This window comes from Streptomyces sp. 2-1 (assembly GCF_048564895.1).
In the GTDB taxonomy this organism is placed as follows: Bacteria; Actinomycetota; Actinomycetes; order Streptomycetales; family Streptomycetaceae; genus Streptomyces; species Streptomyces phaeochromogenes.
In genome coordinates, this window is sequence record NZ_CP183383.1 from 727,696 (window position 1) to 753,326 (window position 25,631).

Annotated in this window: 21 protein-coding genes; 12 read left to right on the forward strand and 9 right to left on the reverse strand. The window is 71.0% G+C overall.

All coding sequences use genetic code 11. The features are described from left to right. Positions 1 to 93 precede the first annotated feature (93 nt). Genes ACN20J_RS03465 through ACN20J_RS03475 form a run of 3 tightly spaced genes read left to right on the forward strand, consistent with a single transcriptional unit; the run spans position 94 to position 2,212 of the window. Entirely contained in the window at positions 94 to 822 is a 729-nt protein-coding gene (locus ACN20J_RS03465) for a glycosyltransferase family 2 protein (RefSeq protein WP_419665175.1), read from the forward strand. Next, positions 819 to 1,436, forward strand: coding sequence for a TIGR04282 family arsenosugar biosynthesis glycosyltransferase (locus ACN20J_RS03470; protein WP_419665176.1), 618 nt, complete (start codon positions 819 to 821; stop codon positions 1,434 to 1,436). The genes ACN20J_RS03465 and ACN20J_RS03470 overlap by 4 nt, the downstream gene beginning before the upstream one ends. Next, entirely contained in the window at positions 1,433 to 2,212 is a 780-nt protein-coding gene (locus tag ACN20J_RS03475) for a class I SAM-dependent methyltransferase (RefSeq protein WP_266751626.1), read from the forward strand. The genes ACN20J_RS03470 and ACN20J_RS03475 overlap by 4 nt, the downstream gene beginning before the upstream one ends. A gap of 316 nt (positions 2,213 to 2,528) precedes the next feature. Here ACN20J_RS03475 and ACN20J_RS03480 read toward each other — a convergent pair whose 3' ends face one another. After that, complete coding sequence (locus ACN20J_RS03480; RefSeq protein WP_419665177.1) at positions 2,529 to 3,806, reverse strand: molybdopterin-dependent oxidoreductase; 1,278 nt, start codon at positions 3,804 to 3,806, stop codon at positions 2,529 to 2,531. 113 nt (positions 3,807 to 3,919) lie between these two features. Here ACN20J_RS03480 and ACN20J_RS03485 point away from each other — a divergent pair, with 113 nt between their 5' ends. After that, positions 3,920 to 5,365 (forward strand): hypothetical protein, encoded by a 1,446-nt coding sequence (locus ACN20J_RS03485; protein WP_419665178.1) that lies wholly within the window; start codon positions 3,920 to 3,922, stop codon positions 5,363 to 5,365. Positions 5,366 to 5,392: 27 nt separating this feature from the next. Here ACN20J_RS03485 and ACN20J_RS03490 read toward each other — a convergent pair whose 3' ends face one another. After that, positions 5,393 to 6,043 (reverse strand): hypothetical protein, encoded by a 651-nt coding sequence (locus ACN20J_RS03490; RefSeq protein WP_419665179.1) that lies wholly within the window; start codon positions 6,041 to 6,043, stop codon positions 5,393 to 5,395. Between the two features lie 201 nt (positions 6,044 to 6,244). Between ACN20J_RS03490 and ACN20J_RS03495 the strand changes: the two genes are divergently transcribed. The 5 genes from ACN20J_RS03495 (at position 6,245) to ACN20J_RS03515 (ending at position 14,130) form a co-directional block, all read left to right on the forward strand. Next, positions 6,245 to 7,495 carry a lactonase family protein gene (locus ACN20J_RS03495; protein WP_419668826.1) on the forward strand — a complete coding sequence of 417 codons (1,251 nt, stop codon included), beginning with the start codon at positions 6,245 to 6,247 and terminating at the stop codon, positions 7,493 to 7,495. A gap of 88 nt (positions 7,496 to 7,583) precedes the next feature. Continuing rightward, the gene (locus tag ACN20J_RS03500; RefSeq protein ID WP_419668827.1) at positions 7,584 to 7,886 is read left to right on the forward strand and encodes a hypothetical protein; all 303 of its coding nucleotides are present in this window, start codon (positions 7,584 to 7,586) and stop codon (positions 7,884 to 7,886) included. Positions 7,887 to 8,167: 281 nt separating this feature from the next. Further along, positions 8,168 to 9,640, forward strand: a complete 1,473-nt coding sequence (locus ACN20J_RS03505; RefSeq protein ID WP_419665180.1) for a glycoside hydrolase family 76 protein — start codon at positions 8,168 to 8,170, stop codon at positions 9,638 to 9,640. 166 nt (positions 9,641 to 9,806) lie between these two features. After that, positions 9,807 to 12,149 (forward strand): AbfB domain-containing protein, encoded by a 2,343-nt coding sequence (locus ACN20J_RS03510; protein WP_419665181.1) that lies wholly within the window; start codon positions 9,807 to 9,809, stop codon positions 12,147 to 12,149. A gap of 103 nt (positions 12,150 to 12,252) precedes the next feature. After that, positions 12,253 to 14,130, forward strand: a complete 1,878-nt coding sequence (locus tag ACN20J_RS03515; RefSeq protein WP_419665182.1) for a glycoside hydrolase family 76 protein — start codon at positions 12,253 to 12,255, stop codon at positions 14,128 to 14,130. A gap of 33 nt (positions 14,131 to 14,163) precedes the next feature. On the opposite strand, the gene ACN20J_RS03520 is transcribed toward ACN20J_RS03515, so the two are convergent. Then, a complete protein-coding gene (locus ACN20J_RS03520) occupies positions 14,164 to 16,548 on the reverse strand; it encodes a phosphoketolase (protein WP_419665183.1) in 2,385 nt (794 codons plus the stop codon). A gap of 50 nt (positions 16,549 to 16,598) precedes the next feature. Here ACN20J_RS03520 and ppk2 point away from each other — a divergent pair, with 50 nt between their 5' ends. Further along, positions 16,599 to 17,402, forward strand: coding sequence for a polyphosphate kinase 2 (gene ppk2, locus ACN20J_RS03525; protein ID WP_419665184.1), 804 nt, complete (start codon positions 16,599 to 16,601; stop codon positions 17,400 to 17,402). Between the two features lie 5 nt (positions 17,403 to 17,407). Here the strand turns inward: ppk2 and ACN20J_RS03530 are convergent, their stop codons facing one another. From ACN20J_RS03530 to ACN20J_RS03545, 4 genes are all read right to left on the reverse strand, one after another. Further along, entirely contained in the window at positions 17,408 to 18,280 is an 873-nt protein-coding gene (locus ACN20J_RS03530; protein ID WP_419665185.1) for a universal stress protein, read from the reverse strand. Positions 18,281 to 18,285: 5 nt separating this feature from the next. Further along, a complete protein-coding gene (locus tag ACN20J_RS03535) occupies positions 18,286 to 19,308 on the reverse strand; it encodes a zinc-dependent alcohol dehydrogenase (protein ID WP_419665186.1) in 1,023 nt (340 codons plus the stop codon). Between the two features lie 24 nt (positions 19,309 to 19,332). Then, a complete protein-coding gene (locus ACN20J_RS03540) occupies positions 19,333 to 20,238 on the reverse strand; it encodes a universal stress protein (RefSeq protein ID WP_419665187.1) in 906 nt (301 codons plus the stop codon). 192 nt (positions 20,239 to 20,430) lie between these two features. Continuing rightward, entirely contained in the window at positions 20,431 to 21,060 is a 630-nt protein-coding gene (locus ACN20J_RS03545) for a hypothetical protein (protein ID WP_419665188.1), read from the reverse strand. A 261-nt stretch (positions 21,061 to 21,321) separates the two neighbouring features. Here ACN20J_RS03545 and ACN20J_RS03550 point away from each other — a divergent pair, with 261 nt between their 5' ends. Then, positions 21,322 to 23,079, forward strand: a complete 1,758-nt coding sequence (locus ACN20J_RS03550; protein WP_419665189.1) for a SulP family inorganic anion transporter — start codon at positions 21,322 to 21,324, stop codon at positions 23,077 to 23,079. 43 nt (positions 23,080 to 23,122) lie between these two features. On the opposite strand, the gene ACN20J_RS03555 is transcribed toward ACN20J_RS03550, so the two are convergent. Beyond that, entirely contained in the window at positions 23,123 to 23,950 is an 828-nt protein-coding gene (locus ACN20J_RS03555; protein WP_419665190.1) for a universal stress protein, read from the reverse strand. A gap of 53 nt (positions 23,951 to 24,003) precedes the next feature. Then, complete coding sequence (locus ACN20J_RS03560; RefSeq protein ID WP_419665191.1) at positions 24,004 to 24,912, reverse strand: universal stress protein; 909 nt, start codon at positions 24,910 to 24,912, stop codon at positions 24,004 to 24,006. Positions 24,913 to 25,094: 182 nt separating this feature from the next. Between ACN20J_RS03560 and ACN20J_RS03565 the strand changes: the two genes are divergently transcribed. After that, positions 25,095 to 25,559: a Crp/Fnr family transcriptional regulator gene (locus ACN20J_RS03565; RefSeq protein WP_189841864.1), complete on the forward strand. Its 465-nt coding sequence runs from the start codon at positions 25,095 to 25,097 to the stop codon at positions 25,557 to 25,559. Positions 25,560 to 25,631 lie beyond the last annotated feature (72 nt).

Sequence of the window (25,631 nt, forward strand, 5' to 3'; positions counted from 1 at the left end):
CACTCCGCGAGTGGCTCGTCGCCCTGACGTCCGTGTTTCGTAAGGAGCCGAAGCCCGATATGTACGTTTCGCGTTCGTAGGGTGAGAGCCGTGATGACCTCTTCCACACCCGAGGACGTTGATGTCGTCCTCCCCTGCCTGAACGAAGCCGAGGCACTGCCCTGGGTTCTCGCCCGCATTCCGTCCGGCTGGCGTGCCCTTGTGGTGGACAACGGCTCCACCGACGGCTCGGCGGACATCGCCCGGGACCTGGGCGCCACCGTCGTCCACGAACCGCGCCGCGGCTTCGGCGCCGCGTGCCATGCGGGACTGACCGCGGCCACGGCCGGCATCGTGTGCTTCTGCGACTGCGACGCCTCGCTGGACCCGGCCCTGCTCATGCCGTTCGTGGACGAAGTCCGGGGCGGCGAGGCCGACCTGGTGCTCGGTCGGCGCCGTCCGCAGGGCCGGGGAGCCTGGCCCGTGCACGCCCGGGCGGGCAATCTCGCCCTCGCGCTGATGCTGCGCCGCCGCACCGGTCTGCGCCTGCACGACCTCGGCCCGCTGCGCGCCGCCCGCCGCGAGGCGCTGCTCGCCCTGGACCTCACCGACCGGCGCAGCGGCTACCCGCTGGAGATGGTCGTGCGGGCCGCCGACGCGGGCTGGCACGTCACCGAACACGACGTCCCGTATCTGCCGCGGTCCGGTGCCTCGAAGGTGACCGGGACCTGGCGCGGCACCTGGCAGGCGGTGCGCGACATGAGCCGTGTCCTGGCCGAGCGACCCGCCGTACCCACGGCCGCCATGGCACAGGCCCAGGCACAAGGAGGATCCCGCCGGTGACCACCCTGCTCGTCATCGCCAAGGAACCGCGGCCGGGACGGGTGAAGACCCGGCTCACGCCGCCGTTCACACCCGAGGAGGCGGCGGCGCTCGCCGAGGCCGCCCTCACCGACACCCTGAGGGCGGTTGCCGCGGCACCTGCCCGACGCCGGGTCCTGGTCCTCGACGGGAAGCCCGGACCCTGGCTGCCGCCCGGCTTCGACGTCGTACCGCAGTGCGCGGGCGGCCTCGACGAGCGACTGGCCGCGGCCTTCGCCGGCTGCGACGGACCGGCCCTGCTGATCGGGATGGACACACCGCAGGTCACCCCCGGCCTGCTCACTGTGGACCTCGACGGGTACGACGCCTGCTTCGGCCCGGCCGAGGACGGCGGCTTCTGGGCGCTCGGGCTGGCGGAGCCGGACCCGGAGCTGCTGCGTGGGGTTCCGATGTCGACGCCCGTCACCGGCGCCGTACAGCGCGCCCGGCTCGTCGCCGCCGGATTGCGGGTGCGGGACCTGCCGTGCCTGCGGGACGTGGACACGTCCGCCGACGCCGAAGCGGTCGCCGCCCTGGCACCGTACGGCTGCTTCGCCACGGAGTTGTCCCGGCTGCGGACGGCCGGCCGCCGATGAGCACAGCGCATGAGGTGATCGCGCGGGATCCAGGCGGGCACAGCTGGTCGGCCGACCCCTACGCCGACGCCCTCCGGGCCGGCCGGGGACCGCTTTTCCTCCGCCGTGGCGACGGCTGGCTGCTGCCGCTGGACGTCGAGCGGTGGTGTGCGCGGGCCGACGCCGTGGACCGGCAGGTCCTGGACCGGTGCGAGGGTACTGTCCTCGACGTCGGATGCGGGCCGGGACGGCTGGTCACGGAACTCGCCGCCCGGGGCCGGACCGCGCTCGGTGTCGACGTCAGCGAGGCCGCCGTCGCCCACACCCTGGGCCTCGGCGGGCCTGCCCTGTGGCGCTCGGTCTTCGAACCGCTGCCGGGCGAGGGCCGTTGGAACACCGCCCTGCTTCTGGACGACAACCTCGGCATCGGCGGCGACCCACGCGCCCTGCTCCGCAGAGTGGCCCAACTACTGCTGCCCGGGGGCCTGTTGATCGCCGAGACCGCCCCCGTGGACGTGGACGAGCGCGCCGACGTCCGTATCGTGCGCGGCACCGACACCCAGGGGGCCACCGGCGCCGCGTTCCCCTGGGCCCGGCTCGGCACCCGGGCGCTGCTGCGGTACGCCCGCCCGCTGGGCTGGCGCACCGCGGATCAGTGGTCGGCCGGTGACCGCTGCTTCGTCTCCCTGCGCAGCCGCAGCACCAGCAACAGGGCGGAACCGCCGAACAGTACGGCGGTGATCAGCAGCCAGCGGGCGAGGAAGCCGTCCGCGGAGAGGCCGGTGGCGGACTCGTAGCTGTCCGCCACCCGGCCGCTGATCAGCGGGAACCACACCAGCAGCAGCAGCCCGGAGAAGGCCGCCGGCACCCGGACGTACACGGTCCAGGCCCGGCGGCCGACGGCACCGAGCGCTCCGGTGACGGCCCGGTCCACGGCGGCGTACAGCGGCAGGAACACGAGGTCGTGCAGCACGGCCGCCCCCACGAACCACAGCGTCACCCCGAGCCAGTCATCGGACAGCAGACGCACACCCGCGTATCCGGCGAGCGCGAACGAGCAGGCCAGGAGCAGCAGTTGCAGCGGGCTGCCCAGCGGAGGAATCGCTCTGCGCATCACAGGTCTCCGAACGTCATCCGGGCCACCCACTTGGTGTTGAGCACACCGGGCGCCGCGGGCACGATCATCCGGGCCGGGTAGCCGTGATCGGGGGTCAGTGGCTCGCCGTTGACGTCCAGGGCGAGCAGGGAGCGCTGGTCGCGCACCTGGTTGGACCGCAGTGCTGCCCTGCGGAAGGCGCCGTGTCGCTGGAGGGACTCCACCATGACGTCGGGGGCCGAGTCCGCGTCGTACCCGACGAGGTGGGCGAGTTCCCGCAGCCGTACGCCTCGCCACCACTGGTCGCCGGTGGACCAGCCCTCCACACAGGCGATGGGCAACGCCGAACTGTGCAGCGGCAGTTCGAGCAGTTCGGCACGGCTGAGCCGGACGGTTCCGGAGGGTCCGGTGAGGACCAGCCGCCACACGTCCTCGCGCGTCTCCCGCGCGCTGATTCCCCGGGACGCGGCTGTCTTGTTGATCTGGAAGCCGCCGGGACCGCTGCCGGGATCGGCGGCGCCGTGCGGTGCGAGGAGGGCGGTGCGCCGCAGCGGACCGTCGAAGTTCTGTCCGGCCGTGGTCCCGAACAACAGCAGGGAACCGCCACCGACGAACCACAGCGCGCCACGCCGGGACACGGTGGGCTCGGCCGGCCGCGGGGAGACCAGCGGGAAGTCCTGCTCCCCGCCCGCCTCCTCCTCAGGGCCCTCCCCCGCCCGCATGCGACGCAGGTTGCGTACGGCGGCGGGGGCCCGGAGCACCACGTGCACCACAAACCCGGCGATGAACACCCAGGCGCCGTAGAAGTGCAGCGGATAGAAGGAGCCGGGGAAGAGGTAGTCCAGCTGGACGTTGAGCACTCCCGTCACGAACTCGAACAGCACGCCGCCGACGAGGAGCAGCAGGGAGATCCGTTCCAGGGCGTGCGTGAGCGACCGGGCCGGCGGCAGCGCGAACAGCTTCGGAACGACCGACCACAGCTTGGCCAGCAGAACGGGGACGAGCGTGATGCCGAGCGTGACATGGATGCCCTGGGTGAGCCGGTACAGCCAGTGCGGATGTGTCGGCCAGGCAAAGAGGTAGAAGCCGAGCAGTCCCTTGTCGGGGGTCTTGTCGTTGACCGGCGCGAGGTCCGGGTTGTACGCGGCGTACGACAGCAGCCCCGTCACGAACAGCGCGGTGATACCGCCGAGCAGGACGATTCCGAGCACGGAGGTGAACCACGGACCGCGTACGGAACTGCGCCAGAAACCGGGGGACGTGGGCAAGGGAGGCGGGGTGTGCAACCGTGACATGCGCCGACCGTAGGCCGCCGCACCTGCGAAAAGGGGCCTTGAACACATGACGAAACGCTGACATCCGCACGCGCATCCGCCTCGGCGCCGTCCCCGCGGCCTAGCGTTCCCCCGTGACCCGTGATCTTCTCCGAGACCTGTACGCGACCGCGACCGCCGCGCTGCTCGTCGTGGCCGCCGCGCTGGTCGGCACCGCGATCGAGCGGGACCACGGCACCCTGCACGTGGGGTGGCCTCCCTTGTACTCCAACTGGGGTCCCCACGTCGGCCCCGGCACCCCCGCAGCACTCGTCGTCGCGATCGGCGTCGTGGCGTACGGGCCGCGAGTTGCCGCCCGGCTGCCGTGGCGCGCGCTGCTGGGCGCCGCCTGGGGTACGGCCATGGCGTGGACGTGGTCACTGGCGCTGATCGACGGCTGGCGGCGCGGTATCGCGGACCGGCTCACGACCAAGTACGAGTACCTCCAGGTCATCGACCGCTTCCAGGACATCCCCACGACGCTGCGCGACTTCACCGGCCACATCCTGCTCCACTCCCCCGACCACTGGCCCCCGCATGTGGCGGGTCACCCTCCGGCGGCGACGGTCACGTTCGTCCTGCTCGACCGGGTCGGACTCGGCGGCGGGGGCTGGGCCGGAGCCTTCTGCATCACCGTCGGTGCGTCGGCGTGCGTGGCGGTGCTGGTCGCCGTGCGGGCGCTCGCGGACGAGGCGCTCGCGCGCCGGGCGGCGCCGTTCCTGGTGATGGCGCCGGCCGCGGTGTGGATGGGGACGTCCGCGGACGGCTACTTCGCGGCGGTCGCCGCCTGGACGATCGCCTTCCTCGCCCTCGCGGTCACCGGACACCGGCCACGGCTCACCGGTTTCGCCTCCGGCCTCCTCTTCGGCCTCACCTGCTACCTCTCCTACGGGCTCACCCTCTTCGCGCTCATCGCGGGCGCGGTCCTGCTGCTCGGCCCTCGACGAACCCGACCCCTGCCCTACGCACTCGCCGGAGTCGCCGTCGTCCCGGTCGTGTTCACCCTGGCGGGCTTCAACTGGTGGGAGGCGTACCGACTGCTCGTCGAGCGCTACTACCAGGGAGCCGGCGGCATCCGGCCTTACGGCTACTGGGTGTGGGCCAACCTCGCCTGCACGGTCCTGATCGTGGGGCCGGCGACGGTGGCGGGCCTGCGCCGCACAGGCGCCGCGCTCCTGGAGACCCCGAGACGACTCACGGCCCGTTCTTCCCCCGACGCTCCGCTGCGCGGGCACACCCCCGACCGCCACGGCGGATCCGTACGGGTCGGTCCGGCCCTGCGCCGACGGCTCCTGCCCTGGGCGGACATGCCCGGCGCCTCCGCCGAACTCCGCCTCGCCGTGCTGGTCGCCGCCGCATTCGCCGCTCTGCTCATCGCCGACCTGTCCGGGATGAGCAAAGCGGAGACGGAGCGCATCTGGCTGCCGTTCGCCATGTGGCTACTGGCCTCATGCGCGTACCTGACCCGCCCCCGCACCTGGCTCGCGGCGCAGGCCGTGCTCGCCCTGCTTCTCAACCACTTGCTGCTGACCGGTTGGTGACGGACGGCGCCGGGCCCGGCAGGCAGGTCACCCTCCAGTCCCAAGATCGCCCGCCGCGTGGCGAGGAAGCATGCCGGTCTCGCCGAAGCGCTCGCGCCCCGCTGTTCCCCAGGCGAGCAGCGCGAAGCCCAGGGCGAAGCCGAGCATCGTCCAAACGCCGCGTGGCCAGAAGATGTGGCTGTCGACGAAGGACCAGCCCGCCGCCAGGAGCACCACCGTGCCAGGAAGTACTCGGACGCCGTGCTTCGGGAGCAGCACGACCGCCGTGGCCGCGATGGCTCCGATGAGGGCGTAGGCGCCTGCCTGCCCCAGCGCCTCACCCGTGTCGTAGAGCGGGCGCTTGATTGGTCCGAGGCTCGCTGTCGCGTCGGCGTGCTCGACCGCGGTTCCGGCCGCGATGCCGGCGACCGCGTCGAGGCCGGTGTAGAAGGCCGCGTAGACGAAAGCGCCCGCCCAGGCCACCACGGTGGCGAAGCCCGCGAGGCAGAGCCGGGGCCGATGCCACAGAGGGACCAGGAGACCAATCGTGAGCAGCGGAAAGACCGGCAACAGAGCGATGTGGAGGTGCGCCCAGTCGGAGGCTGTCGATCTGGACAGCCCATGCGGATGCGCGATGCCCGCCGCACTCAGCACGAGTGGGGCGGCGGTGACTAGGGCAATACGTCGGATGGTCAACACGCCTGCGAGCGTAGGCGCGTGGTGTCGTCCAGAACGGCTGCGTAAGGGTTCCGTAAGATGCTTGCCGTCCTCGGGCCCGGACTCTCTTACGAGAGTCTGACGCGGCCACCGTTCCGCATCGGCACACCGTTCCCACTGTCCACTCTGGTGCCGTCCACAGCCGTGGACCGCACCGCAGAAACAGAGGAACGGGACGTGACCATGCACACCAGCCGCAAGACCCACCGTCGCGCGAACCGGCCCGCCGACATACATGGCGGTCACCGGGTGAAGTCCAGGACACGGCGCATCGTGGTCGGCGGCGGGGCCCTGGCCATCGCCGGGGCGGCCACGGTGGCTGTGTCCCTGGCCTCGGCCGGCCAGTACTCCGGGAGCGCCGCCGGGGCCGACCACGCAGTCTTCGTCCAGGGCAACGAGCTGGACGGCAACACCATCCATGTGTTCGCGCGGGGCGACGACGGCAGCCTGCGCCCCTCGGGGACCTACGGGACCGGCGGCCAGGGCGGTGACCAGGTCGACGCGCCCACCGACTCGCTCGCCTCCCAGGGCTCGCTCGTCTACGACGACGCCTCAGGCATGCTGCTGGCCGTCAACGCGGGCAGTGGCACGGTGACCTCCTTCCGCGTCGAAGGGCAACAGCTCAAGGACCGGCGCGTTGTGGACTCCGGCGGCGAGTTCCCGGCCGGCCTCGCGGTGCACGGCAGGATCGCGTACGTGATGAACGCGGGCGGCGAGGGCAGCGTCCAGGGGTTCAGGATCACCGGAAAGGGACTGGAGCCGCTGAAAGGGTCCTATCGTTCCCTTGGCCTGAGCAACAAGGACATACCGCGCTTCGACACCTCGCCGGGCGAGGTCGAATTCGCCCCGGACGGCCGCAGTCTGCTGGTCACCACCAAGGGCAACAACACCGTCGAGGTCTTCCCCATGAAGCGCAACGGCCTGCCGGCCGTCGCCGAACCGGTCGTCAACAAGTCGGCCGGCGGCGTGCCTTTCGCGATCAGCTTCGACAGGACCGGGAAGCGGATGCTGGTCGCCGAGGCCGAGAAGTCCACCGTCTCCACGTACGCGGTGCGGCGCGACGGCAAACTGAAGGTCCTTCAGCAGCCCCTGGCCAACGGCCAGGAGACCCTGTGCTGGCTGGAGCGCGCGGGCAACTTCTTCTACGGCGGCAACACCGGAAACTCCACCGTCACCGGGTACCGCATGGACAAGCGAGGCAAGCTTGCCCTGACCAACGACGTGGGCATCGCCACCCCGCCCTCCGCCGACTCGCAGGGCGTGATCGATCTCGCCGTGACCGAGGACGAGAAGTTCGTCTACGTCCAGAACGCCGTCTCCGGCACCGTCGACGGCTTCCGCGTCGAGTCCAACGGCGCCCTCACCAAAGTCACGACGGCCGAAGGTCTGCCCGCCTTCGGCGAGTCCGGCATGGAGGGCATCGCGGCCGTCTGACACCGGGACACGACGGCCAGGGAGAGCCATCCCGAGAGGCCTGGCCGACCTGCACCGTCTCGTCGAGCTGCTCGACGAGACGGACCCCCTGAAGGCGGTCAGCCGCTGGCTGGAGGCCTTCATCGATCAGTGCAGCGTGTACGAGGGCCTGGCCCAGGCCCTCGCTCGCACACCGGTTCACGAGAGCGACACCTGTCGGCTCTCCCTTGATGCCGGCACGGCGCTCATCCGCCGCGCCGCCGAGGCCGGCACGCTCCGTGCGGACATAGACGCCGACGACGTACGGCATCTGGCCGCCGCCATAGCCTGGGTCGGCGGGCAGCTGCCGCCCGACCCGGACCGGCGGACCCGGCTGTTGCGGATGATGCTCGACGGGCTTCGCCCCCGCTGACGGAAGAACCTGGGCGCCGAGACGCGGCCACCGGGGCACGAGGCCGTCAGGGCCCGGCCGACGGTTCCCGTCCGCCGCGGCGAATGCCCCCTCCTTGCCCCATGTTCAACTCCCTTGTGCGTCCGTACCGTTGACGCTCCCTCTCCCCCTCACTACCTTCCGAGAGCGCTCTCATGTTCATTTCCCGAGCCCCAGACCTCGCTCGCACCGGTGTCCTCCGCGAAGGAACGAGACCGGTCCCACGGCAAGGACCAGGGGCGTTGCCCTGACAGAGAGGCCCCATGACTCTCCTTCCAAGACTCCGAATCCCCAGACGGACGGCGACAGCCCTCACCTTGGCCCTGCTCGCGGGCCTCGCCCCGCAGTCGGCGTCCGCCACCGAGTCCACCGCCGCGGCGACCATCTGCAACAAGTACTGCGACGCCCGCGACCCCGCCCTCTCCCCCGGTGACCGGACTCCGGTCACGGCGGCCGTCCACGGGCGGTCGATCGCCCTCCACTTCGACGACACCGACGCGATGGGCTGGGCGTCCATCGGCAACGGCAATCCGGGCGACGAGGTCTGGCTCGACCGCTCCTTCGACGGCGGGCGCACCTGGAGTTCGGGCAGCAAGCTCGGCGACACGACCGTCCCGGCAGGTCAACGCGGCTGGCGCACGCTCATGTACAACGTGGACGACTGGAACAACCGCGGCGTCGGCGCCCTGCGCGCCTGTGGCAAGGCCGGGGACCGCACCGAGATCGCGTGCACCCCGTGGGCCCGCACGACATGGAACGCCGGCAACCGGCGCACCGCGGCGGCCACCGGGCTGATGACCTTCTACAACTACGGAACCGGCCTGTTCGACACCACAGGCTGGTGGAACTCGGCCAACGCCCTCAACGCCCTCGTCGACAACATCCGGGTGACGGGCATGAACAGCTACTCGTACGCGATCTCCCGCACGTACGACCTGAACCTGAACGCGAAGGACGGGCAGTTCCGCAACGAGTACATCGACGACACCGGCTGGTGGGGGCTCGCCTGGGTCGCCGCATACGACCTGACGGGTGATCGCCGCTATCTGGACACCGCCCGTGCCGACGCCGACCACATGGCCGCGTACTGGGACGGCACGTGCGGCGGCGGAGTGTGGTGGAGCACGGCGAAGACGTACAAGAACGCCATCGCCAACTCCCTCTACATCCAGCTCAGTGCCGCCCTGCACAACCGCATCCCGGGCGACACGACGTACGTGAACCGGGCCCGGGCCGGGTGGTCCTGGTTCCAGGGCACCGGCATGATCAACGGCTCGAACCTGGTCAACGACGGGGTCGACCTGTCCACCTGCCGCAACAACGGCCAGGCCGTCTGGTCGTACAACCAGGGCGTCCTGCTCGGCGCCCTCACCGAGCTCAACAGGGCGACCGGCGACGGCCAACTCCTCACCCGCGCACGGCAGATCGCCGACGCGGCGACCACGACCTCCTCGCTCCACACCGCCGACGGCATCCTGCGCGACCCGTGCGAGGGCGGCGACTGCGGCGGCGACGGGCCGTCCTTCAAGGGCGCGCACGTGCGCGGTCTGGGCAAGCTCAACTCCGCGCTGCCGGACCATCCGTACACCGGCTACCTCCAACGCCAGGCGGACCGTGCCCATACGAGCAACCGCAACGCCCTCGACCAGTACGGACTGCGCTGGTCCGGCCCGGTCGACAAGCTGGACGCGGCGCGGCAGCAGAGCGCCCTCGATCTGTTCAACGCGGCGCCATGAGGCGGGAGTTCATCGATCGTCCGACAACGTTGTCTGCCTTTGGTCTGGACAATTGGCCGGGTGAATGCTGTGGTATTCGTGCCACAAGTTCTCCCGTGTTGAACAAGTTCCACCGTCCTGCGGGCGGCGTTCCTCCGTGCGCCACCGAGACACTGGAGCGATCACCGTGCTGAGACCCATACCGACCTGGCGGCGCGTCACGACCGCCGCCACGGTGCTGGCACTCGCCGTCACCGGCCTCCTCGCCTCCGGCACGGCCCCCGCCGGCGCCGCCGCGGCGGCCTGGACCCCCAAGCCCGCGCCCATGACGACGCCGTGGACCGACCAGGTCCCGGTCGACAACCCGCTGCCGGAGTATCCGCGACCGCAGCTCACCCGCCCCGACTGGGCCAATCTCAACGGCATCTGGGACTTCGCCGTCACGTCTCGCGACGCCGGTCAGCCGTCGTCGTTCGGCGAGCAGATCCGGGTGCCGTTCGCACCGGAGTCCGCGCTCTCGGGCATCCAGCGGAAGATCACCGAGAACGACAAGCTCTGGTACAAGCGCACCTTCACCGTCCCGTCCGGCTGGAGCGGCCGACGCGTCCAGCTCAACTTCGGTGCCTCCGACTGGGAGACCACGGTCTGGGTCAACGGGCAGCAGGCCGGGGCCGTCCACCGAGGGGGCTACGACTCCTTCTCGTACGACATCACACCGCTGCTGAACAGCGGTGCCACCAACACGATCGTCGTGTCCGCGTACGACGCCACGCAGACCGGCGGCCAGGCCGTCGGCAAGCAGCGCATCCAGGACGTCACCCCGCACGCCGGGCGCAGCATCTTCTACACCGCCACGTCCGGGATCTGGCAGACGGTCTGGCTGGAGCCGACCGCCGCCGCGCGCATCACCCGGCTCGACATGGTCCCGAACCTCCAGGACAACACCCTGCGGGTGACGGTGCGTGCGGCTGGGGCCGACGGCGCGAGTGCCAAGGTCACCGTCACTACCGGCGGCACGCAGGTCGGCAGTGTCACCGGCACGGTCGGCCAGCAGTTCTCCGTACCGGTGCCGAACGCCCGCCTGTGGACGCCGGAGGACCCGTTCCTCTACGACGTCACGGCCGAGCTCTCCGGCAGTGCGGGCGCCGACCGGGTCGGCTCGTACGCGGGCATGCGGTCGATCGCGGTGCGGAACGTGGACGGTGTCCAACGCCCCGTGCTGAACGGGTCGTTCGTCTTCCAGAGCGGCACCCTGGACCAGGGCTTCTGGCCGGACGGCCTCCACACCGCTCCCACCGACGCGGCGCTCAGGTACGACCTGCAGAAGCACAAGGACCTGGGCTTCAACATGGTCCGCAAGCACATCAAGGTCGAGCCGCAACGGTGGTTCTACTGGGCGGACCGTCTGGGGCTGTTGGTGTGGCAGGACATGCCGGCCATGGACAGCGGGAAGACCCCGTCCGCCGCGGCCCGCACCCAGTGGGAGAACGAGTACCGCGCCGTCATCGACGAGCACCGCAGCTCGCCCTCGCTGATCCTGTGGGTCAACCAGAACGAGGGCTGGGGCCAGTACGACCAGGCCCGCATCGCGGACATGGTCAAGTCGTACGACCCATCGCGCCCCGTCGACAACATGAGCGGCGTCAACTGCTGCGGCGCCCAGGACGGCGGCAACGGTGACGTGGTCGACAACCACAACTACGTCGGTCCCGGCAACACACCGACGGAGCCGGTCCGCGCCTCCGTGCTGGGCGAGTACGGCGGCCTCGGCATCCGGGTCACCGGCCACGAGTGGTATCCGGGCGGCGGGTTCAGCTACGAGGACCAGCCGAGCCTGTCCGCCCTCAACGACCGCCTGGTGGGGCTGCTCGACGGCATCCGGGAGAACTCGATGCCCGCGGGCGGCCTGTCGGCGGCCGTCTACACCCAGATCACGGACGTCGAGAACGAGGCCAACGGCCTGCTGACCTACGACCGTCAGATCGTCAAGGTCGACGAGGCCCGCGTCCGGGCGGCCAACCAGGCGCTCATCACGGCGTCCCGCACGGCCGGACCGACGGTCAAGCTGCCGGTGGAGCAGTACGTGTCGATCCGGGTCACCACGCCGGGCTACACCGACCGCTACGTCCGCCACCAGGACGGGCTCGGCTTCACCGAGGTGGTGAACTCGGGCAGCACGGCCCTGTTGAAGGAGGACGCCACCTGGAGGGTGAAGCCGGGTCTCGCCAACCGGCTCTGCTACTCCTTCGAGTCCCGCAACTACCCGGGCGAGTACCTGCGCCACCGCGAGTTCCGCGTCCGGCGCGACGCCAACGACAACTCCACGCTCTACAAGGAGGACGCGACCTGGTGCCCGGTGCAGGGCAGCGGCGGCGTCCGGATGACGGCTTCCGGCTTCCCCCGCCAGTACCTGCGGCACATCAACGCCGAGCTCTGGCTGGCCCAGCAGGGCGGCACGCACACCTGGGACAACCCGGCGAGCTTCGTCCCGGACACCACCTGGTCGATCTCGGCACCCTGGGCTCCCTGAGCACGACCGCTCACGAACAGCAGGCGTTTCAAGGTGGCCGCCCTCCACGGGCGGCCACCCCTCCCTTCCGCGCACAGCCCCCCACACGGATTGGCGGTACGTCATGTCGGCGCGGCCCCACCCGGTCCTCGGCGGACCCCTGACCCTGTTCCTGGCGCTGCTCCTGGCCCTGACCGGCCTCGTCGCCCTCCCCGCTCCAGCCGCCCATGCGGCGACGCCGGTGTGTGCCCTGGCGTGCGACACCCTGGACCCCTCGAAGGCCCAGCAGGACACCTTCCCGGTGCCGAGCAAGACCATCAACGGCCGGATCGTCCGGCTGCATGTCTCCGACCCGGACAACATGGCCTGGGCGAGCATCGACAACGGCACGACGGGCGAGTCGGTCTGGCTGGACCGCTCCTGGGACCGGGGCGCCACCTGGGAAGGCGTGCTCGGCAAGGCGAGCATCCCCGGCACCTGGACCGGTACCCGCACGCTGATGTACAACATCACCGACCCGGTGGGACACCGGCGCGGCTGGATCCGTGCCTGCGGTGACGCGGCCGGTGTCACCTGCACCGACTGGACGTACCCGAAGGTGTGCGACGGCTCGTTCTGCGACGGCGCCGACCCCGCCACCGCGTCCGGCGACGACACGCCCGTACCGTCGACCACCCTCTTCGGGCGCACCATCAGCCTGCATGTCGACCAGCGCAACGGCATGGCCTGGGGCGTCGTCGGAAGCGGCGGGGCGGGCGACGAGATCTGGCTCGACCGCTCCTGGGACGCCGGCGCGAGCTGGCCGGAGGGCGCTTCCCTCGGCCGTACGAGCGTGCCGTCGGGTGCGGCTTCGACCCGGACCGCCATGTTCGCCACCCGGGACCCGCGGGGCCTGCTGTATGGCGGGGCTGTCCGCGCCTGTGGCCGTGAGGCCTCCCACCAGGAGGGCAGTTGCACCGCCTGGGCCAGGCCGGCACCGACCCGGGCACGTGCGGGGGCGGACGCGCTGATGGCTTCGTACCAGACGAACGAGGGCTGGTGGCGCAGCAGTTGGTGGAACTCGGCCGTCGCGATCACCTCGATCGTCGACTTCGCCGAACGCACCGGGCGGCACGACTACGACTGGGCGATCTCCCGTACCTTCGAACAGAACCGGGGTGTCTTCCCCGCGGGCGTGCGCAGTTCGGACCCGATCGAGGGGCACTTCATCAGCCGTGCGATCGACGACGCGGGCTGGTGGGCCATCGCCTGGCTGACGGCGTACGACTACACGGGCGACCGGCGCTATCTGGACGAGGCCGTGACGATCGCCAACTACGTGCACCAGTACTGGGATCCGAACACCTGCGGCGGCGGTGTGTGGTGGGACCGGGAGCGCACGTACAAGAACGCCGTGACCAACGGGCAGTACCTGTGGCTGACCACCTCGCTGCACCAGCGGATCTCCGGTGACACCGTGTGGGGTTCGCGGGCGACCACGGCCGCGAACTGGTACCTGGGCAGCGGGCTGATCAACTCCTCCGGCTTGGTCAACGACGGGCTGAACGGGAGCTGCGGCAACAACGGCCAGACCGTGTGGAGTTACAACCAGGGCCTCGCCATCGGCGCCTTCACTCAGCTGTGGCGGTCAACCGGGACCAGCCGTTACCTGGACACGGCGAAGCGGCTGGCCGACTCCGCGATGTCCTCGTCGGTCCTCACCCGCGGCGGCGTGCTGACCGAGTCCTGCGATGTCGGCACGGGTTCCTGCGACGACAACCAGAAACAGTTCAAGGGCATCTTCATGCGGCACTTCGCCGACCTGGCGGACGCCACCGGGTCCACCACCTACCGGGCCTACGTGACGAAGCAGGCCGACTCGATCTGGAGCACCGACCGGGACCGCCTCAACCGCCTGGGCCAGCGCTGGGCCGGCACAACCCCCAACCCGTCGGACTGGCGCACCCAGGCCAGCGCGCTGGGTGCGCTGACGGCCGCGGAAGGTCTGCCGGCCAGGCGATGAACTCCTTTGCCATAGAAGGGATGTGAAGGGGTGTCAGCCGGTCCAGGTCCAGTCGGCGACCTCGGGCAGGTCCGTGCCGTGTTCGCGGATCCAGGCGTGGTGGCGGGTGCGGGCGTCCGCCATCCGCTGGCGTACGGCGGCGGCACGGACGCCGAGGCCGGGGACCCGGTCGATGACGTCCATGACGAGGCGGTAGCGGTCCATGTCGTTGCGGACGACCATGTCGAACGGGGTAGTGGTGGTGCCCATCTCCTTGTAGCCGCGGACATGGAGGTTGGCGTGGCCGGTGCGGCGGTAGGCGAGGCGGTGGATCAGCCAGGGATAGCCGTGGTACGCGAAGATCACCGGCTTGTCGGTGGTGAACAGGCCGTCGTACTCGAAGTCGCCCATCCCGTGCGGGTGTTCCTCCTGCGGCAGCAGCCGGGCCATGTCGACGACGTTGACGACCCGGACGGCCAGCTCGGGCAGATGGCGCCGGAGCAGATCGGAGGCGGCCAGGATCTCCTGGGTGGGGACGTCCCCCGCGCAGGCGAGGACGACGTCGGGTTCGCGGTCCCCGTTGGCCGAGCCCGCCCACTCCCAGATGCCCGCTCCGCGTGCGCAGTGGACGCGGGCCTGGTCCATGGAGAGCCAGTCGAAGCAGGGCTGCTTGCCCGCGACGATCACGTTCACATAGTCGCGGCTGCGCAGGGCGTGATCGGCCACGGAGAGCAGGGTGTTGGCGTCCGGCGGCAGATAGACCCGTACGACCTCGGGACTCTTGTTCAGGACGTGGTCGACGAAGCCGGGGTCCTGGTGCGAGAAGCCGTTGTGGTCCTGCCGCCACACGTGCGAGGTCAGGAGGTAGTTGAGCGAGGCGATCGGGGCCCGCCACGGCAACTCCCTCGATGTCTTGAGCCACTTGATGTGCTGGTTGACCATCGAGTCGACGATGTGCACGAACGCCTCGTAGCAGGAGAACAGACCGTGCCGTCCGGTGAGGAGATAGCCCTCCAGCCAGCCCTGGCAGAGGTGTTCGGAGAGGATCTCCATGACCCGGCCGTGCCGGTCCAGGTGTTCGTCCACCTGGAGCATCTGTGCCTGCCAGGCCTTGCCGCTGGCGTTGAAGACGGCGTCCAGCCGGTTGGAGGCGGTCTCATCAGGGCCGACCAGCCGGAAGTCACGACGGCCCGATGTGTCCGTCATGATCTGTTCGAGGAGGTCGCCCAGGACCCTGGTCGGCTCGTGCGAGGTGACGCCCGGCTTGTCCACGGGGACCGCGAAACGGTCGAGCGACGGAACGGGCAGGTCGCGTACGAGAAGACCGCCGTTGGCGTGCGGAGTGGCGCCCAGGCGGCGGGCCCCCGCGGGGATGCAGGCCAGGACGTCCGCGGTGGGCCGGCCGTCGATGTCGAACAGTTCCTCGGGCCGGTACGAGCGCAGCCACGACTCCAACTGCCGCAGGTGGTCGGGGTTTTCACGGACGCCCGACAGCGGGACCTGATGCGCACGCCAGGTTCCCTCGACCGGCTCCCCGTCGACCTCGCCGGGGCCTGTCCAGCCCTTCGGGGTGCGCAGCACGATCATGGGCCAGCGGACCCGCTCGGACACGCCGTCCTCACGTGCCGTGCTCTGCATCAGAGCGATGCGGTCGAGGGCGTGGTCGAAGGCGCCGGCCATGGCGCGGTGGATCTCGCGCGGGTCGTCGCTGGTGACGTGGATCGGCTCGTGTCCGTATCCCCGCAGCAGGTCGTCGAGTTCGTGCTCGGGGATCCGGGACAGCACGGTCGGGTTGGCGATCTTGTAGCCGTTGAGGTGCAGGATCGGCAGGACCGCGCCGTCGTGCACCGGGTCCAGGAACTTGTTGGAGTGCCAGGACGCAGCCAGTGGCCCGGTCTCCGCCTCGCCGTCACCGATCACGCAGGCGACCAGCAGATCGGGGTTGTCGAAGGCGGCCCCGTACGCGTGGGCGAGGGAGTAGCCCAGCTCGCCGCCCTCGTGGATCGAGCCCGGTGTCTCGGGGGCCACATGGCTGGGCACGCCGCCGGGGAAGGAGAACTGCCGGAACAGCCGGTCCATGCCGGCCGCGTCGCGCGAGACGTCCGGGTAGGTCTCGCTGTAGCTGCCCTCCAGCCAGGAATTGGCGAGGACGGCCGGACCGCCGTGGCCGGGACCCCAGACGCACAGGGCGTCGATACCGCGAGCCTTGATCACCCGGTTGAGGTGCGTGTGCACGAGGTTGAGGCCGGGCGAGGTACCCCAGTGGCCGAGCAGCCGGGGCTTGATGTGCTCGGGGGTCAGAGGTTCGGTCAGCAGCGGATTGGCCAGCAGGTAGATCTGGCCCACGGCAAGGTAGTTGGCGGCCCGCCAGTGGGCGTCCAGGGTGCGCAGTTCCTCGTCGGTCAGTACGGTGCTGTCCTGGTGTTCGACGTTGGTCATGGTGACTCCGTATGTGTCATCGAAGGACGTCATCGAGCGGAGGAGGCGGCATGGCCGACAAGAAGACGGCGAAGGTGCCGCGCGCGGCGTACGAGCAGGAGCTGCTGCGGCTGCAGACGGAGCTGGTCAAGCTCCAGGAGTGGGTACGGGCCGAGGGCACGCGGCTCGTGGTGGTCTTCGAGGGACGGGACGCGGCGGGCAAGGGCGGCACGATCAAACGGGTCTCGGAGCACCTCAACCCGCGCGTCGCGCGGACCGTGGCGCTGCCGAAGCCGACCGAGCGCGAGCGCACCCAGTGGTACTTCCAGCGGTACGTCGAGCATCTGCCCGCGGCCGGGGAGATCGTGCTGCTCGACCGCAGCTGGTACAACCGCGCCGGTGTCGAGCACGTAATGGGTTTCTGCACCAAGGAGGAGTACCAGCTCTTCCTCCGTCAATGCCCGATCTTCGAGCGGATGCTGGTGGAGGAAGGGATCCTGCTGCGCAAGTACTGGTTCTCGGTGAGCGACACGGAGCAGCAGAAGCGGTTCCGCCAGCGACTGAAGGACCCGACGCGGCGCTGGAAGCTCTCCCCGATGGACCTGGAGTCGATCACCCGCTGGGAGGCGTACTCCCGGGCGAAGGACGAGATGCTGGTGCACACGGACATCTCGGAGGCCCCGTGGTTCGTCGTGGAGAGCGACGACAAGCGCCGGGCCCGGCTGAACATGATCGCCCATCTGCTGAGTTCCGTGCCGTACCACGAGGTGCCGCCGCCGGTGCTGGAGCTGCCGCCCCGGCCGCCCTCGACCGGCTACCAGCGCCCGCCCCGCGATCTGCAGACATACGTTCCCGATCACGCGGCGAGCCTCTGAGCCGGTCATGCCTGTTGGGGGACGACGGCGACGGGGCAGGCGGCGTGGTGCAGGACCGCGTGGGCGACGCGGCCCAGCTGGAGCCCGAAGTGGCCGTGGCGCCGCCGGGCTCCGACGACGAGCAGATCGGCGTCGACCGAGGCGTCGAGCAGCACCTTGCGGGCCGGGCCCTCGATGATGCGCCGGTACAGTTCCACCCCGGCCGGGGCGTCGCGCAGTGCCGCTTCCAGGGTTTCCGTGGCCTGCTGCTCGTACAGGCGGGCCGGTTCGCCGGCCAGCAGCGGGTGGTCGGTGGTCTGGTGCGCGGGGCAGCGCCAGGCGCGTATCACCTCCAGCGGTACCCGGCGTTCCCGCGCCTCCTCGAACGCGAACCGTGCGGCGGCCGAGTTCTCGGGCTCCTCACCGACGCCGAGCACGACGCGCCGACGCATCCTGGACGTCACCTGAGGGTCGTGGCCGCCGCGCAGCACGATCACCGGGCAGTGGGCGCGGGCGGCCACGGCGAGGCTGACGCTGCCGAGCAGGAGCTCGGCGATTCCGCTGCGGCCGCGGGTGCCCAGGACCAGTGCGGAAGCGTTGCGCCCCTCCCGCAGCAGTGCGGGCACCGGCTCCTCGGGCAGTACCTCGGTGGAGATCTTCAGGTCCACCTCGCGGCGGTGCGCACGCTTGGCGGCGGCCTCGACGATGCTGTCGGCCAGCACCTGCTCCGAGGATCTGCCAAGACCCTCGGCCAGCGCGGCGCCCTCGTAGCGCTCCCACAGTGAGGCGTAGACCAGCCGCAGCGGTACGCCGCGCAGGGCGGCCTCGTCCGCCGCCCAGTCCACGGCGCGCATGCCGGGTTCGGAGCCGTCGACACCGACGACCAGGGGAAGCTCCATCGTCCTCACCTTCCTTCGCCGAGGTCGAAGACGATCCTTGCCTTGATCTCGCCGCGCAGCACCTCGTCGATCGACTCGTTGACGCTCGCGAGCGGCCGGGTCTCCTGGATCACCCTGGTCCGGCCCGCCGCGTGCAGTCGGAAGACCTCGGCCAGGTCCTGCCGGGTACCGACGATGGATCCGATCACGGAGGTGCCGCCCAGGACGGTGTCGAAGATCGGGACCTGGATCGTGCCGTGCGCCGGCAGTGCGACCATGACGAGCTTTCCACCGCGCCGGAGCCCTGAATAGGCCGCGGAGAAGGCGGCCTCGTTCACCGCGAGCGCGATGGCGGCGTGCGCGCCTCCGTGCCGCTTGAGCACCTCGCCGGGATCGTGCTCGCGGGCGTCGATCACGATGTCGGCGCCGAGTTCCGCGGCGAGTTCGAGCTTCTCGTCGGTGACGTCGATCGCCGCCACGGTCGCGCCGGCGATCTTCGCGTACTGCACCGCCAGATGGCCCAGTCCTCCGACACCGGAGATGGCGACGAGCTGGGTGGGCCGAACGCCTGCGACCTTGAGGGCCTTGTACGTGGTGACGCCTGCGCAGGTGAGCGGGGCGGCGTCGAGCGCGGAGATCCCCTCGGGCACCGGCTGCGCGAAGTCGGCCCAGGCCAGCATCTTCTCGGCGTACGCGCCATCGCATCCGTATCCGGTGTTGATCTGCTGCTCGCACAGCGTCTCCCAGCCGGACAGGCAGTGCTCGCACCGTCCGCAGGTCCTGCCGAGCCAGGGCACGGCGACCCGCTGCCCGAGGGCCAGATGGGTGACGCCGTCGCCGAGGGCCTCGACGAGACCGACGCCCTCGTGGCCGGGGACGAACGGCGGGTTCGGCTTGACGGGCCAGTCGCCGTGGGCGGCGTGGATGTCGGTGTGGCAGAGCCCGGAGGCCTCGACCCGGACGCGGACCTGGCCGGGGCCGGGCTCGGGATCGGGGCGCTCCTCGATGACCAGGGGCTCGCCGAACGCTCGTACGACCGCTGCCTTCATGGTTCTCGTTCTCCTCGGGAAGCGTCAGCCGTGCGCGACGACGGCGACGGGGGCGGTGGCGTGATGCAGCACGGCGTGGGTGACCGAGCCGATGTGGGCACCGAGCGGGCTGCGGCGGACGCGGCGGCCCACGACGACAAGGGAGGCCTCGTGGGAGGCGTCGACCAGCTGGTTGGCCGGGCTGCCCGAGCGGGACTCCTCGACCACCTCGACATCCGCGTACTTCTGTCGCCACGGGTGCAGGGTCTCGGTGAGCCGGGCGGTCTGCTGCCGGACGATCTCCTCGTGCAGGCCGAGGTCGGCGGACAGTCCGTAGGCGTAGTACGGCGGAAGGTTCCAGCCGTGTACGACCCTCAGGATGGTGGCGCGACGGGCCGCCTCCTCGAAGGCGAAGGCGAGCACCGAGTCGTCCGGGCTGTCGGGGTCCATGCCGAGCACGACGGGCCGGAAGGGCGTCGCGGATGACGGGATGCCGGACGGATCCATCACGTGCTCGTCGGCGGCCTGTTCCCCGGCACGGACCAGCACCACGGGCCGCTCGGCGTGCGCCACGACGGTGAGGCCGACCGAGCCCACCAGGAACCCGCCGATCCCGCTCATGCCGCGCGAGCCCAGGACGAGCAGCGCGGCGTCCTCGGCCAGATGCGTCAGGATCTCGCCCGGCCGGCCGTAGACCTGCTCGGCGGTGATCTCGACACCGGGGTGCCGCAGACGCAGGCCACCTGCGGCCTCGCGGGGAATCCTGCCGCTCCAGTGCTTCTGGGTCTCGGCGCCGTGGACCGGGTCCTGCGCCATGGGCGCCGGATCGGGCTCCCAGACGTTGACGAGCTTCAGCGGCAGGCCGCGCAGCCCGGCCTCCCGGGCCGCCCATTCGGCCGCGGCCTGGCTCTCGGGCGAGCCGTCGAGTCCCACGATGACAGTTCGGGGCATGGTCTCCACCTTCTGGTTCGGGATCGGATCGCACCGGATCGGGATCGCATCGCACAGTCCGGTCCGATCCCAGCGTCGTGTCGATCGAGTTCGTGGGGCAGGGGCCGCAGGTCCCTGGCTGGGGCCGATCGGCCCCAGTCGGGTCGGCGGGCGCGGCGGGCCCGTTTACAAGTCCCGCCGCATTCCTCGTGGTCAGCGCAGCCAGCGGTTGGCGCGGACGAACGGCAGCCTGGCCCAGAGCCGGCCGATGCCCCAGGTGTCACCGGCGGAGGCCAGGGCAAGGGCGATCAGGACGACGGCGTAGATGAGGTGGTAGTCGACGAACGGGTTGCTGGACATGCTCGGCGACCCGTCGGACAGGAGCTTGGCGGGCGGCCACTCGGCGACCCACATCAGCGCCATCATCGCGGTGCCCGCGACGGCCGCCAGCCGTAGCGCGAACCCGCCGACCAGAGCCAGTCCGATGCCGAGCAAACCGGCCATGAACAGCCAGTTCGCCCAGGTGGCACCGGCCCAGGAGTGGAAGGTGGACTCCATCGGCCCGGCGGCCACGCCGCTGAGGAAGCCCATGGTCGGCGAGCCGCCGTCGATCCAGCCCTTGCCGGACGGGGTGGCGTAGCCGAAGCCGAAGGTCTTGTCGAGGAACGCCCACAGGAAGACGAACCCGGTGAGCAGGCGCAGCGACACCAGGGTGTAGGCCCGCGCCGTGTGCGTGTCGGTACGGGCCGACACGGCGGACTCGGAGGTGGCGGCGGTCCGGTTCCTGCGCAACGCCGGCAGGTGGAACCCCGGGCTCCGCTGAGGCTGCTCGTGCACGGCCATGGTGATGGTCCCTTCGAGGATTCAGAGATTCGGGGACGGTCGGGTGGGTCGTTGTCCGTCACCGCTCACTCTGGTCGCGTCGGTCGAGCGTCGCCGGATGCCGAAGGTCCGCGGCGACGGGGCTGAACGGCCCTTTTCGCAGGGCCGGTTGGGCTGCCGGTAAGGGGACCGCGGTGCCTGTAGGTTTCCTTCGGCCGGCTCGGCGTATCGCGGCCGACCGCCCCTCGGTGGATCCTGAGGTCACGCGGCAGAAGGAGACTCATGGCAAGGAGCGCGGGCGGGCACGATCCGGGAGGCCGTCCGGCCCAGGGGCTCGGCCCTCTCCTCGGGCACCTCGCACCCGGAGTCGGCACGCTCCTCGGCTACCGGCGCTCGTGGCTGAAGGGCGACCTGCTGGCCGGGGTGACCGTGGCCGCGTACCTCGTCCCCCAGGTGATGGCCTACGCGGGCGTGGCCGGTCTGCCGCCGGTCGCCGGACTGTGGGCGATCCTGCCCGCACTCGCGCTGTACGCCGTGTTCGGCTCCTCACGCCTGCTGTCGGTCGGCCCCGAGTCGACGACCGCGCTGATGACGGCGACCGTGGTCGCCCCGCTGGCCGCCGGGGACCCGGACCGCTACGCCGCGCTGGCGGCCGCCCTCGCACTCACGGTGGGCCTGTTGTGCGTGGTGGCGTGGGCGGTGCGGCTTGGGTTCCTCGCGGACCTGCTCTCCCGGCCCGTTCTGATCGGCTACCTCGCGGGCGTGGCACTGATCATGATCGTGGACCAGCTGCCCAAGCTCACCGGAGTACGCACTACGGGTTCCGCGTTCTTCGCCCAGCTCTGGTCCTTCGTACGGCACCTGACGCAGGTCCATACGGCGACGCTGCTGTTCGGCGCCGTCACGCTCGTGTTCCTCTTCACGGTGGCGCGGTTCCGGACGGTCCCCGGCCCTCTGCTGGCCGTGGTGCTCGGCACGGCGGCCGTGGCGATGTTCGACCTCGACGACCGGTACGGCATCAAGGTGATCGGCGAGGTCCCGTCGGGGCTGCCCGGCCTCGCCGCACCCGACCTGACCGAACTGGCTCATCTGGTCCTGCCGGCCCTCGGCGTCCTCCTCGTCGGCTACACGGACTTCATCCTCACCGCGCGCGCCTTCACCGTCCCCTCCTCCGACGACGAGGGCCCGGGCCTCGACCCCAACCAGGAGTTCCTGGCCCTCGGCGCGGCCAACCTGGGTGCGAGCGCACTGCACGGTTTCCCGGTGAGCAGCAGCGCCAGCCGGACCGCGCTCGCCTCCTCGGCAGGCGCTCGCAGCCAGGCGTACTCGCTGGTCGCCGGTGCGGTGGTCCTCGCGGTGCTGCTCTTCCTGAGCCCGCTGCTGGCCCGTACGCCCTCGGCCGTCCTGGGCGCGCTCGTCGTGTACGCCGCCGTCCGCATGATCGACCTGGCGGGCTTCCACCGGCTGGCAGGCTTCCGCCGCCGGGAACTGCTGCTGGCCCTCGGCTGCCTGGCCGGGGTACTGGCCCTGGACATCCTGTACGGCGTGATCGTCGCCGTCGCCCTGTCGGTCGCGGAGCTGCTGGTCCGCGTGGCCCGTCCGCACGATGCCATCGAGGGAGTGGTCCCCGGTGTGGCCGGCATGCACGACATCGACGACTACCCGCAGGCCCGCACCATCCCCGGACTGCTGGTCTACCGCTACGACTCGCCCCTGTTCTTCGCCAACGCCGAGAACTTCCGCCGCCGGGCCCTGGCCGCCGTCGACGAACAGGAGGACCCGGTCCGCTGGTTCGTCCTCAACACCGAGGCCAACGTCGAGGTCGACATCACCGCCCTGGACGCCGTCGACGCGCTGCGGCTCGAACTGGCCCGGCGCGGCATCGTGTTCGCCCTCGCCCGCGTCAAACAGGACCTGATGGACGACCTCGACGCATACGGCCTGACCGAGTCGGTCGGCGCCGACCTGGTCTTCCCGACGCTGCCCACCGCCGTCGCGGCGTACCGGGAGTGGACTCGCGCCCGGGGCGACACTCAGTAGGCCGCCGGCCCGTACCCCCGGCGCACGACGCGGCGGACTACTTTCAACGGGCCGAGGGCGGAGCGCTCTCCGGCCCGGCGGGAACGACCAGCACCGGGCAGTGGGCCCGATGCAGCAACGTACGTGTCAGGGAACCGAGTTGGCGGCCGTGCCCGCTCCGCCTGGGGCGGCAGCTGGTCACGACGAGGTCCGCCGTACGTGTGGCCTCCAACAGCGTCTGCGTCGAGGCGGCGTCTTGGCTCCCCGTCCGGACGGGAGGATGCCGCTCGCCGAGCTCCGCCGACGGGTCACCGGCCGGGAGATATGACCCAGTCGACTCGCTCCGTCGGTGCGGCATCGGTACCGCGACCGGAACCGGGTGCCGATCCGCCGAGGACCGGAGGATCCGCAGTGCAGCCCCACGGAGTTCCGCCTCCTGGAAGGCGAACACCGCCGTGTCCGCGTCCTCCTCCTCGTCGAGGACGAGCAGCACCTCGTTGTGCAGGTGCGGCGGAGAGTCGCCGCGTACGACCAGCAGCGGGCCCGGCGCGTGCGCGGCCAGGCGCCGGCTCACCGAGCCGAACATCGTGCCCGCGAGCCCGCCGAGACTCCGGCAGCCGACGACGGTCAGCGCGGCCTCGCGTCCGTGTTCCGCCAGAACGGCAGCCGAGTGCCCCTCGACAGGGACGGTGACGACCGGCAGGCCGGGGTGGCGGTGGCCCACCCGTGAGGCGGCGGACGCCAGCACGGGGCCGGCTTCGTCGAGGTCGGGCACGGCGTACATGACCTCCAGCGTGGTGGCGCGCAGGGCTGCCTCGTCGGCGGCCAGGTCCAGTGCTCGTACGGCGATGACGGAGCCGTCCACCCCGACGACCACGTGACGTGCTGTCATGACTGTTCCCTCCCTGGGGCCGTTGGTGCCCGGAGCACCGTCACGGCGCCGGTTCAGTCGTGCGGGACGACGGCGACGGGGCAGCCGACGTGGTGCAGCACCGCGTGCGTGACGGCTCCGATGTGCGTGCCGAGATGGCTGTCCCGGGTCCGGCGCCCCACGACGACGAGGGAGGCACCGGACGACGCCCGCACCAGCGCGGTGGCGGGCCGCTCCTCGGAGACGGTCTCGACCACGGAGACCTCCGGGAACTTCTCGCACCACGGGCGCAGGGTCGCGACCATGGCGTGTTCCTGTGCCGCGATCAGCTCCGGCCCGGTCACGGGGTCCCACGGTCCGTCGGCCGGCTGGACCCGCGGCGTTCCGAAGGCGTGGATCACGTGCAGCGTGGCGCCGCAGCGGCGTGCGGACTCGAAGGCGAACCCGATCAGCTCGTCACTGGGGCGCCGGGTGTCCAGGCCGAGGACGACATCGCGATACGGGGTCCGGGGTATCTCCTCGGGCGAGACGCCGTCCGGGGCGGTGAAGTGTTCGTCGGCGGCACTCTCGCCCGCACGTACGAGCACCAGGGGACGAGGAGACCTGGCGACGACCCGCTGGGACACCGAGCCGACCATGAACCCCGCGACCCCGCTGAGGCCACGGGACCCGAGCACCAGCAACTCCTCGTCCTCGGCCGCCGCGAGAAGGGCGGCTACCGCGGAGTCGGCCACCAGCCGCTCGACGACCCGCAGCCCGGGGTGCGCGGCACGGACGCTGCCCGCAGCCCGGTCCAGGGTCTGTTCGGCCCAGTCGCGCTCGGTCCTGTCCGCGGGGACGGAGGGGGCGGGGCGTGGGTGCCACGTCCAGGCGTGCACGAGGTTCAGCGGGACACCGCAACGCAGTGCCTCCCTGGCCGCCCAGTGCGCGGCGGCGAGGCTCTCGGCGGATCCGTCGATTCCTGTGGTGATGTGCCGAACCATGGTGGGCACCTCCTGTGTCCTGTCCGGTCCTGCCCGATCTCATACAGAGCCTCGTACAGGAACGCCCGCGTGCGCAGGGGCCGCACAGACCCTCCCTGGGGCCGGATGGCCCATGGTTCGAGCCGATGCACGGGCACACGCTGGAAGTCGTAGGGTCCGAACGTCCGTCCTGGAGGCCGGTCATGAACGCTTCGCCCACGCCCAGCATGCTGCGGGCACTGCCCGCCGAGCACCGGCAGCGACTGATGCACATCGCCCGGGAGGTGTCGTTCCCGCAGGGAACGCGCCTCTTCGAGGAGGGCGGTCGCGCCGACCGGTTCTGGATCATCCGCACCGGCACGATCCAGCTCGACATGCATGTACCCGGCCGCCAGGCAGCGGTCATCGAGACCCTCGGCCACAACGAACTCGTCGGCTGGTCCTGGCTGTTCGCACCGCACTCCTGGCACCTGGGCTCCGAGACGACGAGCCCGGTCCGCGCCTACGAGTTCGACGCCAAAGCCGTACGGGCGATGTGCCAGGACGACCCCGCCCTCGGCCACACGGTCGCCCTGTGGGTGGGCGACATCCTCGCCCACCGCCTGCGCTCGGCCCGCACCCGGCTGCTGGATCTCTACGCCCCGTACGGCAGCGGCAGCCGCCTGTGACCGCACAGGGCGCATTGTGGGTTGGAGTGGGGCCGGTCGGCCCTAGTACATCCGGTCCCGGCGAGTGACGAT

Coding starts and splice junctions, on each gene's coding strand:
- ACN20J_RS03465 (WP_419665175.1), top strand. CDS start 94: ATGACCTCTTCCACACCCGAGGACGTTGATGTCGTCCTCCCCTGCCTG.
- ACN20J_RS03475 (WP_266751626.1), top strand. CDS start 1,433: ATGAGCACAGCGCATGAGGTGATCGCGCGGGATCCAGGCGGGCACAGC.
- ACN20J_RS03480 (WP_419665177.1), bottom strand. CDS start 3,806: ATGTCACGGTTGCACACCCCGCCTCCCTTGCCCACGTCCCCCGGTTTC.
- ACN20J_RS03495 (WP_419668826.1), top strand. CDS start 6,245: ATGCACACCAGCCGCAAGACCCACCGTCGCGCGAACCGGCCCGCCGAC.
- ACN20J_RS03505 (WP_419665180.1), top strand. CDS start 8,168: ATGACTCTCCTTCCAAGACTCCGAATCCCCAGACGGACGGCGACAGCC.
- ACN20J_RS03515 (WP_419665182.1), top strand. CDS start 12,253: ATGTCGGCGCGGCCCCACCCGGTCCTCGGCGGACCCCTGACCCTGTTC.
- ACN20J_RS03520 (WP_419665183.1), bottom strand. CDS start 16,548: ATGACCAACGTCGAACACCAGGACAGCACCGTACTGACCGACGAGGAA.
- ppk2 (WP_419665184.1), top strand. CDS start 16,599: ATGGCCGACAAGAAGACGGCGAAGGTGCCGCGCGCGGCGTACGAGCAG.
- ACN20J_RS03530 (WP_419665185.1), bottom strand. CDS start 18,280: ATGGAGCTTCCCCTGGTCGTCGGTGTCGACGGCTCCGAACCCGGCATG.
- ACN20J_RS03535 (WP_419665186.1), bottom strand. CDS start 19,308: ATGAAGGCAGCGGTCGTACGAGCGTTCGGCGAGCCCCTGGTCATCGAG.
- ACN20J_RS03540 (WP_419665187.1), bottom strand. CDS start 20,238: ATGCCCCGAACTGTCATCGTGGGACTCGACGGCTCGCCCGAGAGCCAG.
- ACN20J_RS03545 (WP_419665188.1), bottom strand. CDS start 21,060: ATGGCCGTGCACGAGCAGCCTCAGCGGAGCCCGGGGTTCCACCTGCCG.
- ACN20J_RS03550 (WP_419665189.1), top strand. CDS start 21,322: ATGGCAAGGAGCGCGGGCGGGCACGATCCGGGAGGCCGTCCGGCCCAG.
- ACN20J_RS03555 (WP_419665190.1), bottom strand. CDS start 23,950: ATGACAGCACGTCACGTGGTCGTCGGGGTGGACGGCTCCGTCATCGCC.
- ACN20J_RS03560 (WP_419665191.1), bottom strand. CDS start 24,912: ATGGTTCGGCACATCACCACAGGAATCGACGGATCCGCCGAGAGCCTC.
- ACN20J_RS03565 (WP_189841864.1), top strand. CDS start 25,095: ATGAACGCTTCGCCCACGCCCAGCATGCTGCGGGCACTGCCCGCCGAG.